Here is a 15,972-nt window from a genome sequence, read left to right as displayed (position 1 = left end):
GGGGAGAGGCTTACCCGATGACTCAGCTCCAGTCTGTCTATCCGCTCTATTTGAACAACAAGGCGGCGCAGCCCAACACCGATCTCGCGGTGACCGACAAGTTCACCGGCGAGGTCGCGTTTCGGGTGGCGCAAGCCGATGCGGCGACGATCAACGAAGGCATCGCCGGGACGGTGCGTGCGGCCGAGCCAATGGCACGGCTCGCGGCCTATGAACGCCAGGCGGTGCTCCAGCACTGCGTCGATCGCTTCAAGCAGCGCTTCGACGAGCTGGCCTATGCGCTGTGTGTCGAGGCCGGCAAGCCGATCAAGGATGCCGAGGGCGAAGTCACCCGCTTGATCGACACTTTCCGCATTGCCGCTGAAGAATCGGTCAGGATGACAGGCGAGGTGCAGCCGCTAGATATCTCGCCGCGCGCACGCGGCTATCAGGGGATGTGGAAGCGCGTGCCGATCGGCCCGTGCAGCTTTATTTCGCCGTTCAACTTCCCGCTCAACCTGGCTGCGCACAAGATTGCGCCCGCCATCGCGGTTGGCTGCCCGTTCGTGATGAAACCGGCGAGTCGCACACCTTTGGGCGCGATCATCATGGGCGAGATTTTGGCCGAGACTGATTTGCCCGAGGGCGCCTTTTCGATCTTGCCAGCCCACCGCGATGGCGCTGACCTGTTTACCGAGGATGATCGGCTGAAGCTCTTAAGCTTTACCGGATCGCCCGGTGTCGGCTGGGATCTGAAAGCCAAGGCCGGCAAGAAAAAGGTCGTGCTCGAACTCGGCGGCAACGCGGCGGTGATCGTCGATCATGATGCCGATCTCGACGATACGGTTGAACGGATCATCTTCGGCGCCTTTTACCAATCGGGGCAAAGCTGCATCGGCGTGCAGCGGATTATCATCCATGCCGATATCTATGATCGGTTGCGCGACATGCTGGTGGCGCGGGCGGCAACGCTGGTGGCGGGCGATCCAAAGGACCGCACGACCTTTATCGGCCCGATGATTTCAGAAGGCGAGGCAAGCCGGCTGGATGGCTGGGTGCAGGACGCCGTAGCGGGCGGCGCGCGGCTGTTGTGCGGCGGCAAGCGGACCGGCGCGATGCTGGAGGCGACGTTGCTTGAAAATGTCAGCCGCGATGCCACGGTCTACCGAGAGGAAGCGTTTGGCCCGGTCGCGATGCTCAGCAGCTTCACTGATTTCGATGCCGCGCTCGACGAGGTCAACGACAGCAAATTCGGGCTGCAAGCTGGCATTTTCACCCGCGACCTGTTCAAAGCCTTGCAGGCATGGGACAGGCTGGATGTCGGCGGCGTTGTGATTGGCGACGTACCCAGCTACCGCGTCGACAACATGCCCTATGGGGGGGTGAAGGATTCAGGGCTGGGTCGTGAGGGAATCAGATTCGCGATGGAGGATATGACCGAGATCAGGAATCTGGTCATCCGACGGCGATGAAATTGGCGGAAAACCGCTAAATCATCGAAGAGACGGGATAAAATTTACTGTTCGACCGGGCAATATTGGGGCAACATTAGGCGCTCGGTTGCACGCGTCCGAGGGACGGCGTCGAGACATTCAGTCCGGCGATGAAGGGGGGAACGCTGCATGATTTCGGGGGAACCCATCGGCGCCAGGCGCTTGGCCAGGCAGCTTGCGCCAGTGCTTGTGCTGGTATGTGCGATTCTCGCGCTGTCGATCGACGCCACCGGGTCGCGCGCTGGCGCCGCCTCGGCCGGGCAGGGCGCGAGCTTTGAAGGGGTCGCCAGCTGTGCCGGATCGACCTGCCACGGCCGGATGGAAGCCGATGGCGCCGTGGTCCGCCAGGACGAATTGATGCAATGGCAGAACCCCGCCAGCCAGGGCGGCGCGCATAGCCGTGCGTTTTCGGTGCTGCTGGGCGACCGGGCGCGCCAGATCACCGCGACGCTGGGGATGGGCGAACCGACCAGCGCACCGGCCTGTCTCGGCTGCCACGCCACGCCCACCAATGGCGCCACCGGCGCGCGCTTCCTCACCAAGGATGGCGTGAGCTGCGAAGCTTGTCACGGCCCTGCCCTTGGCTGGATTGCATCGCATTATGCAGTTGGCGCGAACCATGCCGACAATGTCGCGCGCGGCATGATCCCGCTTGAAAAAGCCAGTGTCCGCGCCGGTCTGTGTCTGGATTGCCATTATGGCAGCAAGCGCCCCGGCCAGTTTGTCACCCACCGGATTATGGCGGCCGGCCACCCCCGGATCAGCTTCGAACTCGACCTGTTTTCCACGCTGCAACAGCATCATAGCGAAGATGCCGATTATGCCGCGCGCAAGGGCCGCACCGACAATCTTCGGCTTTGGATGGTTGGCCAGGCAATGGCCGTCAACCGGGCGCTGACGCTCTATGCCGATCCGGGTCTGGGCAATGAGGGCGCGTTCCCTGAATTCTACTTCCTGGATTGCCATAGCTGCCACCGGCGCATCTTTGATCAGGAAGACCGTGTAAAGACCTGGGAGGCCAATCCCGGTCGACCAATACCGGCGGGCATGCCGCCCTTTAACGACGAAAACATGATTCTGTTGTCTGCCGCCGCGCGGGTGACCTCGCCTGTATTGGCGAAGCGATTTGATACCGATGTCCGCGCCTTCCACCTCGCCATGGCAACCAACCGCAGCCAATCGGCAACCGCTGCCACCCGGCTGGCCGCAACGGCAACCGCGCTTGCCAACGCCTTGTCGGCACAAACCGGCTCCAGCGACACGGCCTTTGCGATCGTTGATTCGATTGCCGGGCCAGCATCAGCGCCGCGTTTCACTGACTATGAAGGATCAGTGCAGGCAGTGATGGCGATTGATTCGCTGCTCAGCGCGCTCGTCAAACAGGGCCGGATTACGATTGGCGCCGCCGCAGGCATCCGCGCCGATATCAACCAGGCTTATGCTGCCGTGCGCGAACCCAATGGCTATCGCCCACCCGCCTTCCGCACCGCGCTGGCCAGCGCCGTTCGCAGCATCAGGAGCCTGCGCTGATGCGTGCCCGCTTTGCCACTAGCCTGATTGCAAGCACCGCCCTGATCATCGGGTCATGCAGCGGGGGCGGCGGATCCAGCACTGCCGTACTGCCGCCGACCCCGTCGCCATCGGCATCCCCGACGCCATCGACCTTTTATGCCGTGCCTGCAGCCGAAGCACTGAGTATCGCCGACGTCCAGACCGTCATCGCCCGCGCTGCTGCTGAAGCACGCGCGCGCAACCTGCCCGCCGTGATCGCCGTCAGCGACCGGGTGGGCAACATCTTGGCGGTGTTTCGGATGACCGGCGCGCGCGCAACCGCCTTGACCAGCCCGGCCGGCAATGGCGACAGCAAGGACGCACAGAATCTGACAGTGCCGGCCGAAGGCGGCGCCATCGCCAAGGCGGTGACGGGCGCTTATCTATCGAGCGGGGGCAACGCATTTTCCACGCGCACCGCAAGCCAGATCGTCCAGGAGCATTTCCCGCCGGCCCCAGGAGCCGTTGGACTTGAAAGCGGGCCGCTGTTCGGCGTGCAGTTCAGTTCGTTGCCCTGTTCTGATTTGGTCGCCCGCTTCGGCACGCCGGGCACCAGCGCGTTGATCGGCCCGAAACGGTCGCCGCTCGGCCTGTCGGCCGATCCAGGTGGCTTCCCGCTCTACAAGAACGGGGTCGTCGTTGGCGCAATCGGGGTGATGGCGGACGGCGTCTATGGCTTTGACGCCAACATCACTGATATCGACAATGATCCCGAGGAAGCGATTGCTCTGGCGGGCACGGTTGGCTTCGAAGCCCCCGAAACCATCCGGGCCAACCGGATTTCGGTCGACGGCACACAGCTGCGCTATACCGATATCGATTACCCCGCCTTGATGACCGCCAGCCAGACGCCAAGCTTTGCCGCGACAGCACCGGCGCTCGGTAATCTCGTTAGCGTCATCGGCTATTTCGGCGTTCCAACCCCGGCGATCATTGCCGGCACGGCCTATGGCACCGAAGCATCAGGCATTCGCGCCGCCACCCCGGCCGAATTTGCCAATCGCGATGCGTTCATCCTCACCAATGGATCGGGGACAAGTCGCTTCCCGGTGCGCGCTGGAACGGATGCAGCGGATGTTGGCCAGGCACTGACATTGGCTGAATCGAATGCGATCCTGGAAGAAGCTTTCCGGATCATGACCCGTGCCCGCGCGCAGATCCGCATGCCACTCGACAGCCGGGCGCAGGTAACGATCTCGCTGGTCGATAGCCGCGGCCAGATTCTTGGCGTGGTGCGCGGGCCCGATGCGCCCGTGTTCGGCACTGATGTGTCCTTGCAAAAGGCCCGCACCGTTGCCTTTTTCTCGCATCCGCGCGCCGGGACCGAACTATCGGCTGATCCAAGCGCCGATGTGCGTCAATATGCGCCAGCGTTCCTCAGCTTTCTCGGCAATCAGAACGCGCTTTCGGGGCAGATCGCCTATGGTGACCGCACAATCGGCGTCCTCGCCCGGCCCTATTTCCCCGATGGCGAAGTCGGTCGCCCAAAAGGGCCGCTGTCGCGCGATATTGCCCAGTTCAACCCCTTGTCGACCGGGCTGCAATCAGCCCTGGTGCTGACCAATCTGGGGCAGCATCTCGGTTTTGTCACCGGGGCGCTCTCCACCGACACACCAGCGCGTTGCACCTTCATTCCCGATGCGGCGCCGGGCCAGAACCGGCTTCAAAACGGTCTTCAGATTTTCCCCGGGGCAATGCCCATCTATCGCGGGACACGGATGATCGGCGCGATCGGTATTTCGGGTGACGGCATCGATCAGGACGACATGATTTCGTTCCTTGGCCTGCACAATGCGGGCGTTCGCCTTGGTGGGTTCGGCAATGCCCCGATTTCCATGCGCGCTGATCAGATCTTGATTCCCGTTGGCAACCGGCAAGTTCGGCTGCGCTATGTCGGCTGCCCGTTTGCCCCGTTCCTCGATACCGCTGAACAAAATGTGTGTCAGGGGCTGTAAATGGCAGTCATGCTCTTCTTCCCAATGATCACCGCTACCGCTCCTCAGGGAGCGGCGGTGACGATCAACATCCCGCTGGAGCTGCAGGCCGAACAATCGGTGACGGCAGTGCGGGTGGTGCCCGAAGAGAAGGCGCAAGAAGCAAAGCATGATTCGGAACGCGACCCCGCCGAATTGATCGACGGCCGCAAACGGCCCGGCTTTGAAAAGGCGCTGCCCTACCCGATTACCCAGAATAATCCCGGTGCCGTCCGCGCGCCCCGCCCAGAAGCTTTTCCGACCGACCAGATTCCGCTGCCCGATCGCTGGCGGCTGATTGAATCACTGGGCGTCGTGAAGGAGCGCTGGTTCGATCCCTATCATCAGAACACGCTAAAGGGTGATCGCCCGATCAACCTTGAGAAGAATAAATGGCTCCCGCTGCACGGCGATGACTGGTTTTTCACGCTCAGCGCGGTCAGTGATTCAGTGATCGAACCGCGCACCTTCCCGATTCCGGTTGGCGTGCAGACGACCGCGCGGCCTGGCAGCCTCGACATTTTCGGCGGGGACACCAGCTATGTGTTCTCGCAAACCTTCATTGTCGGGGCATCACTGGTCAAGGGATCGACCGCGTTCAAGCCGCCCGAAATCGAATATCGAGTCGCGCTGGCGTTCAACCTCAATCATGTCACGGTGCCTGAACGGCGCGTGCTGTTCGTCGAACCGAGCAAGGGCACGGTCCGCACCGATGCCTTTGTCGGGGTGCAGGAACTTTTCGTTGATTATCACCTGCGCAACACGTCGGATCGCTATGATTTTGAATCGATCCGTGTCGGCATCCAGCCCTTTCAAACCGACTTCCGCGGCTTTTTGTTCAACGATCAGCAGCTCGGCGTCCGGTTTTTCGGCAATCGGGACAATAACCGATTTCAGTTCAATCTGGCGGCGTTCTGGCGGCTGGAAAAAGATACCAATTCAGGGCTGAACAGCGTCGTCAAACGCCCGCGCGATGATTTTGTCTTCGTCGCCAATGTCTATCGCCAGGATTTCCTGCTGCCGGGGCTGACCAGCCAGATCACGGCCGTCTACAATCTTAACCGCGAAGGCGGCCGGATTGAAGTGGATACCAATGGCTTCCCGGTGCGGCCTGCGCTGCTCGGCAATTTGCGCGGGCGCGATTATGATGTGGTCTATCTTGGCTATAATGCCGATGGCCGGATCGGGCGGCTCAATCTGACGACATCGGTCTATGGTGCGCTCGGCCAGGACCGGAACAATTTCTTCACCGGCAAACCAGCCCAGATCAGAAGCTATTTCGGTGCCGCCGAACTCAGCTATGACCGCGACTGGATCCGTATCCGCGCGTCGGGCCTGTACGCCAGCGGGGACAACAAGCCCTTTGACAATGTCGAAACCGGCTTTGACGCGATCTTTGAAAACCCGATTTTTGCCGGCGCCGATACCAGCTACTGGATCAGGCAGACGATTCCCTTCGCCGGTGGCGGCCGCGCGGTGGCGATTAATGGTCGCAACGGCATTCTCAATTCGCTGCGGTCGTCCAAGGAACAGGGCCAGTCCAATTTCAACAATCCGGGCACTGCGCTGGTGGGCGTCGGGATTGATTTCGATCTGAAGCCAACGCTGCGCGTGTCGGTCAACGCCAATCATCTGTGGTTCGCCACCACTGAGGTGCTGCAAACGCTGCGCGTTGAAGGCAGCATCCCCAAGTCGATCGGCTATGACCTGTCATCAGCGATCATCTGGCGGCCCAAGGCAAACCAAAATATCGTCGGTCGCTTGTCCGGTGCTGTCCTCCTGCCGGGCAGCGGCTTTCGCGACCTGTTCACCAATAACAATCGGAATCGAGCGTATTTCTCGATTCTGGCCAACATCATCGTGAGCTATTGATGCCAATACGCGCTGCTCTATCCGCCCGGACCGCAGGCTGGCTGTCGCTAGTGATGGCAGCGCTGATGCTGCCGGCCGCAATTCTTTACGCCAATGATGCCGAAAAGCCGGTGGCACGCGTTTATCTTGATACCCCGCCTGCGCCGATGAGCCAGACGGCGGCAATGGTCGCCAGTAAATCCGAAGGCTGCTATTCCTGCCACACTCGCACGGACGAACCCTCAATGCACGCCAGCCCGGCCGTGCAATTGGGTTGTACCGATTGCCATGGCGGCAATGCGACGATCATCGGCGATCCCAGCCATGGTTTTAGCGATGCGTCCTATGTCACCGCGCGCGATCAGGCCCATGTCTTGCCGCGCTTGCCGCATAGCTGGAATTATCCCAGCTCAGCCAACCCCAAGCGCAGCTATACGCTGCTCAACAAGGAAGCGCCCGAATATATCCGCTTCGTCAATCCCGGCGACTACCGCGTCGCGCGCGAAGCCTGTGGCGCTTGCCATATCGAAACGATCGAAGCCGCCGAGCGCTCGCTCATGGCCTCAGGCGCCATGCTCTGGGGCGGGGCGGCCTATAATAACGGTGTTGTCCCGTTCAAAAACTACATCTTCGGCGAAGCCTATACCGAGGAGGGCGAGCCGGCCAAGATTGTCTCGCCGGGATCGCCCCCAGGCACCGTGTCCGATGCTGAAGCCAAGCGCGGCGCGCTGGCGGCGCTGTATCCCCTGCCCAGCTGGCAGGTGACGCCGCCGGGTGACGTGTTCCGCGTCTTCGAACGCGGCGGGCGCAACATCAACACCAATTTCGCCGAAGTCGGCCTGCCGAATTCGCTTGGCCAGATTCAGCGGCTGGAGGAACCCGGCCGGCCCGATCTGAAGCAGTCGAACCGGGGGCCGGCAACCGGCTTGCGCGTCGCCATCCCGGTGCTCAATATCCACAAGACTCGCCTCAACGATCCGCTGATGTGGTTCATGGGCACCAATGAACAGCCCGGCGATTATCGCGGATCGGGCTGCACGGGGTGCCATGTCATCTATGCCAATGATCGCGAACCGCGCCACAGCCTGATCTATGCACAATTTGGCCGTGACGGACAAAGCGCGAGCGTAGACCCGACCATCGCTGCCAAAATGGCGGGAAGCGGCGACCATGGCGCGACCCCCGGCCATGGCGAGGCCAAGGGCCATGGCGCTACCAAGGGCGCTGGGGCAAAGAGCGACGGCCATGACGCTGGCGGCCATGATACTGGCGGCCATGGCGGGTTGGTCCAGCCGGGCGACCATGCCAGCGCCCCTGGGGGCGATCACGCTGGCGGCCGGGCGGGCACCAAGGAAAGCGGGCATCCGATCCGCCACAGCTTTACGCGCTCGATCCCGACATCGCAGTGCATGAGCTGCCACATGCACCAGCCCAATATCTTCCTGAACAGCTATCTCGGCTACACGATGTGGGATTATGAATCCGACGCGCCGTCGATGTGGCCCAAGCAGCAGAAATACCCGACCGCCGCCGAAGTCCGCGAGATCAACGATCGCAATCCGGAGGCTGCGGCCACGCGCGGCAAATGGGGCGACCCTGATTTCCTGCGCAATGTCTATGATCTCAACCCGACGCTGAAGGACACGCAGTTCGCTGATTATCACAGCCATGGCTGGAATTTCCGCGGCATCTTCAAGCGCGACCGCGAGGGCAATCTGCTCGATGCCGATGGCAAGATCGTCGCCAATGACGATCCTGAGAAATGGCGCAAAAAGGGGGAACCAAAATTCGTGCCCCCCGGCACCAACCCCGGCAAGGCCGTCCATCTCATGGATATCCATGCCGAAAAGGGCCTGCAATGCGCCGATTGCCACTTCGCCCAGGACAGCCATGGCAATGGCCTGATCTATGGCGAAGTCGCCAATGCGGTGGAGATCGGCTGCAAGGATTGCCACGGCACGGCAGACGCCTATCCAACGCTGCGCACCTCGGGCCCTGCGGCGCGGCCGAGCGGCAGTGATTTGTCGCTATTGCGCAATCCTGATGGCCAGCGCCGGTTCGAATGGGTCCCAACCGAAGGCGGACGCCGCAAGCTGATTCAGCGCTCGCTGGTCGACCCCAAGCTCGAATGGGACGTGCATCTGGTCAAGGACAGCGTCGATCCCGCCAGCCCCTATTTCAATGCCAAGGCAGCGCGCGCCAAGCTGATGAGCAAGCTGGGCGGCGAAGACGGCAATTTCGCCTTTGGCCCTGGCATTCTGCCCGCCGATCGCGCGCATGGCGAGGATTCGGTTACCTGCTTCACCTGCCATCTGAGCTGGACGACCAGCTGTGGCGGCTGCCATTTGCCGATTGAGGCCAATTGGAAATCCAACAGCCACCATTTCGAAGGTGAGGAAACGCGCAACTTTGCGACCTATAACCCGCAAGTTGCCCGCGATGATCTGTTCCATCTCGGCAAGGGGATGTCGAACCGGGGCGGTGTAACCACGCCGATCCGGAGCACTTCTGCGCTCGTGCTGTCGTCCACCAATGTCAGCCGCGAACGGATTTATATCCAGCAGCCGCCGATCAGCGGCATTGGCTTCTCTTCGCAAGCCTTTGCGCCGCATTTCCCGCACACGGTTCGGACGACCGAAACCAAGACCTGCAGCGACTGCCACATCTCGAAGAGCGATGATAACAACGCGATCATGGCGCAGGTGATGCTGCTTGGCGCCAATGCTGCCAACCTTGTTGGCTTGAATGCCTGGACGGGGCTGCAGGGCGGTTTCGAAGCGGTGCGCGTGACTGAATGGGACGAGCCCCAGGCAGTGATCGGGTCCTATCTGCAGCAATATGCCTATCCGGATTATTGGGATATGCACGTCAATCGCAACAAGCGCGAACTGAAGAACTGGGTGCGCGGCAAGACGTTCGACAAGAAATTGTCCGGCGAAACGCGGCCGATGGAGGAATTCCGGAACATTGTGCAGGGAACGGCCGGGGCCGTGAACTGCCTGCAATTGCGCGGCGAATATATGTATGTTGCCGAAGGGCGCGGCGGGTTCCGGGTGTATGACGTGGCGTCGGTTGCCAATAAGGGCTTTTCCGAACGCATCATGACCGGGCCCTTCTCCCCGCTTGGCCATGACACGCAGGTCACCTCAAAGAACGCGACGTGTATGGCCTTGCCAACGGGCCAGGCGATCAACCCGCTGCGCAGCACGCCTGAACTGCGCAAGATCAATCAGGAGCAACCGTTCCTGCCGATTTACAGCTATGCCGCCGTCACCGATTCCGAAGAGGGCCTGATCCTCGTCAATGTCGATACGATGGCGGATGGCGAGTTCCGCAACAACTTCCTGAAGCGGGCGGTCACCTGGAACGACAATGGTGTCCTAAAGGGTGCGCGGCATATCATCCTGGCCGGCGAAATAGCCTATATCACGGCGGATGTTGGGCTGGTGGTGGTCGATCTCAGCGATCCGCTCCACCCGAAGCTGGCAGCGGTGCGGCCGATGACTGACGCGCGGGCAAGCACAATCCAGTTCCGTTATCTTTGGGTAACCGATGCAGAGGGGGTGAAACTGTTCGATGTCACCCAGCTGCGTAATCCAGTACCAGTACCGTCCGGCACGATCCCGCTGGCCAATGCACGCCGGGTCTTCGTCGCACGGACCTATGCCTATATCGCTGCTGGCAGCGACGGATTGGTGATTGCCAATGTCACCGCGCCGACCCGCCCGGTCATCTACCAAAGGGTTACCTTGGACGGCGCGCTGAACGATGCGCAGGACGTAACCGTGGGCAACACCAATGCATCGATGTTTGCCTATGTCGCTGATGGCCGTAACGGACTGAAGGTGCTGCAACTGACGTCGCCGGCAAGCCAGCCCAATTTCTACGGCTTCTCGCCCCAGCCCAAGCCCGAGCTGATCGCCTGGGCAAAGACGCCAACGCCCGCGCTGGCGCTGTCAAAGGGCCTGGAACGGGATCGCGCTGTTGATGAAACCGGCGGTCAGATCGCCGTCTTCGGACGATTGGGCGCGCGCCCCTTCACCCGCAGCGAAATGGAAAAGCTGTTCCTTACCAGCCGGGGCACGCCGTATAAGGTTAGCGACGATGTCGATATGTCCGCCTGGCGGCCACCGCTAAAACTGCCGGGGAAATAAGGGGGGTCGGCGCGCGCTGTCCCCCGCCGCATCACCCGCCGGGATAGCCCGTTAAACCGCGCTGCCTTTCCTGCGTAGGCTGATGTGCGCCACGTTGGACGGCCGCCCCGCCCATTGCAGCCATGCGAGGCTGCAACCTGAGGCTTGCCGGCCTCAGGTCGTACCATCAGCTAATCCTGGCCTTACGGGCACCCCCGAATAGGATCGAGGGATAGGGTACCAGACAGCGGGAGTTGGTATCGGCTCTTAAACCATTACCTTAGCTGCCATGAGGATGGACGCAATAGACGAGAGCACGCGCGCAGCGATTCTGCGCCTGACGATAGCCGAGCGGGAATGCCTCAAGCGCTGCCTGAACCATCAGACGGCGAAGCAAATGGCCATCGATCTTGGTATCTCGCCGCACGCTGTGGAGAAGCGGTTAAAAATGGCCCGCGCCAAGCTGGGCCTGTCTTCTTCGCTAGAAGCGGCCAAACTGGTCGAGTCGGTGGACCAGTGCGGTCGGCTGGGACCCAGCTCGTCGGACCTTTCGCCAGCTCATGCTGGGCCCGATGAAGGTGGCGCCATTGCCGCCCCGCGAAACGAGACCGCGTGGATGACCCGGCGGCACCTTGTTTTTGTGGTCTCAGGAGCAATGCTAATGATCTTCGTTGCAGCAGCAGCCCTACTCATAGTGGTTCAATCATCTGGCGCCATTGAGGGCCAGGCAACCCCGTCAGCAAGAGTCACATCTGTATCACCAACGGCCCAAAGCTCGGTGCCGACTGCCGGCACGGAGGCGGCCTTGCGGCGTCTTGTCGCCGGTCTGGCAAGCGGCTCGCCCGACTATGATAAGCTCGCGCCGCGGTTCGCCGACGTTGTCCGTAAGGACCTGCCCGTGACGCACCCCCTGTTCAAATCGCTGGGCGAGCTGAAGTCGATCACCTTCCGCGAGCGTGGCCCGTTGGGCGACGACGCCTATAATCTGGTGTTCGCCAATGGCGAGGTATTCATGTCGGCGGCACTCGACGCCGATGGCAGGATGGTCGGCGGCATTCTCCAGCCGGGGTTTAAAGTCGCTGCTGGCATGGTGCCGACCGCTGGCACCGAAACTGCCTTGCGGCGTCTTGTCGCCGGTCTGGCGAGCGGCTCGCCCGACTATGGCAAGCTCTCTCCACAGTTCGCCGACGTCGTCCGAGGCGACTTACCCCTGACCCATCCCTTGTTCAAATCACTGGGCGAGCTGAAGTCGGTGACGTTTCGCGGGCGCGGCCCCAGGGGCGATGACGCCTATAATCTGGTGTTCGCCAACGGCGAGGTTTTGATGTCAGCGGCGCTCGACCCCGAAGGCAGGATGGCCGGCGGCATTCTCCAACCAGGCAAGCCCCCAGTGCGGTGACGGCGGGGGCGGGATGACTTTGAACGTCCGCCTTCCACGGCGGGTTCTCCGGGCCACTGATAGAGCAACGTGCTTGAAGTTTGAATCGCCACCCCGTTTGTCCTGAGTAGGGCTGAGCTTGTCGAGGAGCAGCAGGTCGGATCGTCCCCCGGACGATCCTGAAACATGCGGGGCATGTTTCACCTGATCACTTCGACAAGCTCAATGGCTACTCAGGGCAAACGGATCATATTTTCAGAACGATGCTCGGGACTACGCATGCCGAATGGCCGGGAGTGGGGCGCTATCCGCCGGGCGGCATGCGCCCCTGAGTTGAACGTTTAGATGCGGCGCTGCGACCCCAGAACCGGATCGTGCTAGCGTCCTGGAGTTTAGGATCGACCTATATAGTGGCTCGCGTTGCTACCGCGTGATGGCGTGGCCACCGCTAACTTCGAGGGCGATCAGCGCCCCCGCCAGCACAATGACCAAGAGGATGAGGACAATCCTGACCCGACGATGGCGCTGCTGCAGGTCAACGTCATAAGCAACGACGTCAATCCAATACCGATCAGCGCCTTCTCGCCTAATGGTCCCGCGCTCCAGCATCCTTTTAAATTGCCGGGCCTCAATGGAATTGGAGGGCGTGAACGCCACGGCTCGATCTGCACGAACCGCATCTTCTGAAAAGAAATGATGCTGAATGTCGCGCCTCGCCCGGGCGATCAATGCTGCAGCGGCTGTGGCCATGAAATCCCCCGTTCGACGACACACTACCTATCACAGGCCGACAGTCGAAAGCAGAGGATAAAAGCACACCCGTTCGGGAAGCTGCCGAAATTCTAACTTTCGATACCGTGATCAGGCCCAGGGGCTCCTTTGCACAAACGGAGCAACGTAAAATCTCCCCGCGCGAGCCCAATTACCCGCCGCGTTCCTCGGCCAGATGGCGGACCAGCGGCTGCAAATTGGCGTCGAACCGCGCCAATGTGCCATGCGGCTCGGCGGTGTCGAACAGGCTGACCAATTGGCCGTCATGCCAGCGGTGCAGCGCATAGCCGGGCGGATCGGCAACGATCATCGGCCGGTCATCGGGCGTCTCCGGATCGATCGGACGCAGATCAAGCGCGAGTTGCGCCGCGCTGGCCGGGCAGACCGTCACCGTCATCCCGTGCCAGGAGGCGGCGATCGGCCGGTGGAGATGGCCGCACCAGATCGCCCGAATCTGATCGTGCCCGGCAATCGCCGCACGGAAACGGCTGACCCAGGGCTCATCCGCGCCGCCAGACATCCAGGCGATGCCCGCGTCTATCGGGGGATGATGCATCACAATCACCGTCGGCGTGGTGCGATCTGCGTCAAGCTGGGTCCGCAACCAGCGCGCCCGCGTCGGGCAAAACGCGCCGCCATGGCGGCCAGGCTCAAGCGTATCGAGCACGATCAGCCGCAGGCCGTTCAGCTTAATGCAATAGTGCACAAAGCCATCGCGAAACGCCACCTGGGGGAAATACCGGCTGAAATGCCGCCGGTCATCATGATTGCCCATGCAGGGATAGACCGGGAACGGGCAGCGCGCCAGAATCGCGGCCAACCGCGCATAGCTTTCCTCATCACCGCGATCGGTAATGTCGCCCGTGACCATCAGCAAATCGGGTCGGTTGGGCCCATCGATCAGCGTCGTCAACACCTGATCCAGCCGCTGGCGATTGGGTTCATCTGGCGTGTTCGGCACAAAGCCGATGTGCAGATCGGTAATCTGGGCGATCAACACTTCGGGCAATCCCTAATTGAGCGACGCGGTATCACCCGGTCGCGGTCGGATCAGCATCGGGCTTGCCGCCGCGCCGCCTTGTTTCGGTTTCCACGGCGCATCCTCTTTGCCGTGATAGCCATGGCACATCGCGCAGCTTGACGGCACCTTGGCTGCCGATGCTTCGCCGCCATGGCAACTCCGGCAGGATTTCAAATCCGGGACCAGCAAGTCGGTCGCCTTGGCAGAGCTTGCCGCCTTGGTATGGCAGCTCGCGCAGGTTTCGGTCGAATGGGCGTTATGATCGAACCAGCCGTGCATCATATAGCGAAGGGGCTGGTTGACCGGCACGACTGACCAATCGGGCGATCCCGCCCCCGGTGGCTTGACCAAATGGCAGTCATAACATGCACCGCCCGGCGAGAAGACCGCCCGAACTGCCTTGTCTCCCGTCGATCCCCGCGCGCCAACCGCGCCGAAATAGGCATTATACACTTGGCCCTGCGCATAGGTGCCGGGACGCCGCCGTTCCATTCCGCCCAGGTTGATCGGCCGCGCCGGGCTGGTCGATCGATAAAAGGCGCGCAAATCGGCCGTCATCTGGGCCGTGTCACCGTGCCGCAGCGTCCGCACCGTCCCGCCGATATTGTCAAAGGCCAGGCTGTGGCAGGCCTCGCAATTCTTCTCCATGTCGACCGGCTGAAACCGCACCCGATCGGCAGTGGGGGTGTGACAATCAGCACAGACCAGCGAGTCGCCATAGCCCTTGCTCGACTTCAGGCTGCGCGCCATCGCCGCCACCCCGCCGCGGGTGTCGAGATGCAGCTTATGCGTGAATTTCAGCCCGCTATCGTCCATCGGCATGCTATCCAGCGAGGCGCGCGCCATCACTGGCTTCTCGCCGGGCACCATCGCGATCAACGGCCGGAACTGCGGATGCTGGGTGCCGAAATCACCGGCATTGGGCAATTTGGTGTCGGTCAGCCGCTGGTTAAGCGTGCTGTGGCAATCGCTGCAAAATGCCTGGGCCGTGGCGGGCATTGGCCCGGCGCCTTCATGTTCGGTGTGGCAGGCAACGCACGAACCGGGGCCTTCCTTGCCAAATGTCTTGGCGACACTGGCCAGAATCCTGCCCCCGAAACCGGGATTCTCGCGTGCCTTCGCCAGTCTGCCTGGCAGGGCATGGTCATGAACGTCCTTGTGACAGGACTGGCAGGTTTCATCGCGAACCGACACGAACGCCTTTTTGTGGCAGGCCTCGCAATTGCCCTCCAACGCGTGATGCGCCTGGCTGAGCGGGCCGCTTGTCCAGGTGGTGTCGCTGGCAGCTGCATAGATGGTGCGCGCTGGTTGATGCTGTTTCTGAAACGCCGCCCAAACCGGGATAGCCAGAAAGGCGAACAGGACCGACAAAGCGAGCACCCAGGCGGTGCTGCGCTTGGCCGGTACCAGCCCGCGCAACGAAAATGCCTTGGTCTCGTCGCGTTCTTCGGCGGCCTTGGAAATTGCTGCCACGCGCTGGACGGTCAGGACAATGGCACCGCCAATGTCGCGTGACATCGCGATACGGTGGCCGCCCACCGCGATATCGCCGCCCTGATCGGGGTCAACCACCGCCTCTTTGCTGCGCCGGCGGCCAACCAGGAATCCCGACGATCCTGTCGCCGTCACCTGCACCCGCCCGTCGCTGCTGTGCTGGATATACAGATGTTCGGGATCGACGCCCAGATCAGGCAGGGCGATGTCATTGGTTGCCGCGCGACCGACCGTTACGACATCGCGGGCCGCCTGGGCATCGCGAATGATTTCACGGCCATCGGCGGTCGTGCTGATGCGCCGGATCAGGAAAGGTTTCATGCCGAAA

General features: G+C 61.8%; 9 protein-coding genes. 6 read left to right on the top strand and 3 right to left on the bottom strand.

Features of this window, described 5'->3' with window-relative positions:
• Nucleotides 1–17: 17 nt before the first annotated feature.
• The 6 genes from B7Y43_RS16125 (at nucleotide 18) to B7Y43_RS16100 (ending at nucleotide 12,379) form a co-directional block, all read left to right on the top strand.
• Nucleotides 18–1,451: an aldehyde dehydrogenase family protein gene (locus B7Y43_RS16125; protein WP_374132697.1), complete on the top strand. Its 1,434-nt coding sequence runs from the start codon at nucleotides 18–20 to the stop codon at nucleotides 1,449–1,451.
• A 150-nt stretch (nucleotides 1,452–1,601) separates the two neighbouring features.
• Nucleotides 1,602–3,002 carry a multiheme c-type cytochrome gene (locus tag B7Y43_RS16120; protein ID WP_374132696.1) on the top strand — a complete coding sequence of 467 codons (1,401 nt, stop codon included), beginning with the start codon at nucleotides 1,602–1,604 and terminating at the stop codon, nucleotides 3,000–3,002.
• Nucleotides 3,002–4,978, top strand: coding sequence for a heme-binding protein (locus tag B7Y43_RS16115; protein ID WP_374132695.1), 1,977 nt, complete (start codon nucleotides 3,002–3,004; stop codon nucleotides 4,976–4,978). Before B7Y43_RS16120 ends, B7Y43_RS16115 begins: the two co-directional genes overlap by 1 nt.
• The gene (locus B7Y43_RS16110; RefSeq protein WP_374132694.1) at nucleotides 4,979–6,868 is read left to right on the top strand and encodes a hypothetical protein; all 1,890 of its coding nucleotides are present in this window, start codon (nucleotides 4,979–4,981) and stop codon (nucleotides 6,866–6,868) included.
• On the top strand, nucleotides 6,868–11,001 hold the full coding sequence (locus B7Y43_RS16105) for a hypothetical protein (RefSeq protein ID WP_374132693.1): 4,134 nt from the start codon (nucleotides 6,868–6,870) through the stop codon (nucleotides 10,999–11,001). Before B7Y43_RS16110 ends, B7Y43_RS16105 begins: the two co-directional genes overlap by 1 nt.
• A 376-nt stretch (nucleotides 11,002–11,377) precedes the next feature.
• Nucleotides 11,378–12,379 (top strand): helix-turn-helix transcriptional regulator, encoded by a 1,002-nt coding sequence (locus B7Y43_RS16100; protein ID WP_374132692.1) that lies wholly within the window; start codon nucleotides 11,378–11,380, stop codon nucleotides 12,377–12,379.
• Nucleotides 12,380–12,781: 402 nt separating this feature from the next.
• Here B7Y43_RS16100 and B7Y43_RS16095 read toward each other — a convergent pair whose 3' ends face one another.
• The 3 genes from B7Y43_RS16095 to B7Y43_RS16085 form a co-directional block, all read right to left on the bottom strand.
• Nucleotides 12,782–13,108, bottom strand: coding sequence for a hypothetical protein (locus tag B7Y43_RS16095; protein WP_374132691.1), 327 nt, complete (start codon nucleotides 13,106–13,108; stop codon nucleotides 12,782–12,784).
• A 172-nt stretch (nucleotides 13,109–13,280) separates the two neighbouring features.
• Nucleotides 13,281–14,129 (bottom strand): phosphodiesterase, encoded by an 849-nt coding sequence (locus B7Y43_RS16090; protein ID WP_374132690.1) that lies wholly within the window; start codon nucleotides 14,127–14,129, stop codon nucleotides 13,281–13,283.
• A 12-nt stretch (nucleotides 14,130–14,141) separates the two neighbouring features.
• Nucleotides 14,142–15,965 (bottom strand): cytochrome c3 family protein, encoded by a 1,824-nt coding sequence (locus B7Y43_RS16085; protein ID WP_374132689.1) that lies wholly within the window; start codon nucleotides 15,963–15,965, stop codon nucleotides 14,142–14,144.
• Between the last annotated feature and the right edge of the window lie 7 nt (nucleotides 15,966–15,972).

This window comes from Sphingomonas sp. 28-62-20 (assembly GCF_002281505.1).
The sequence above is the reverse complement of the archived record's forward strand: the minus strand, read 5'-3'. Positions and strand labels throughout refer to the sequence as shown.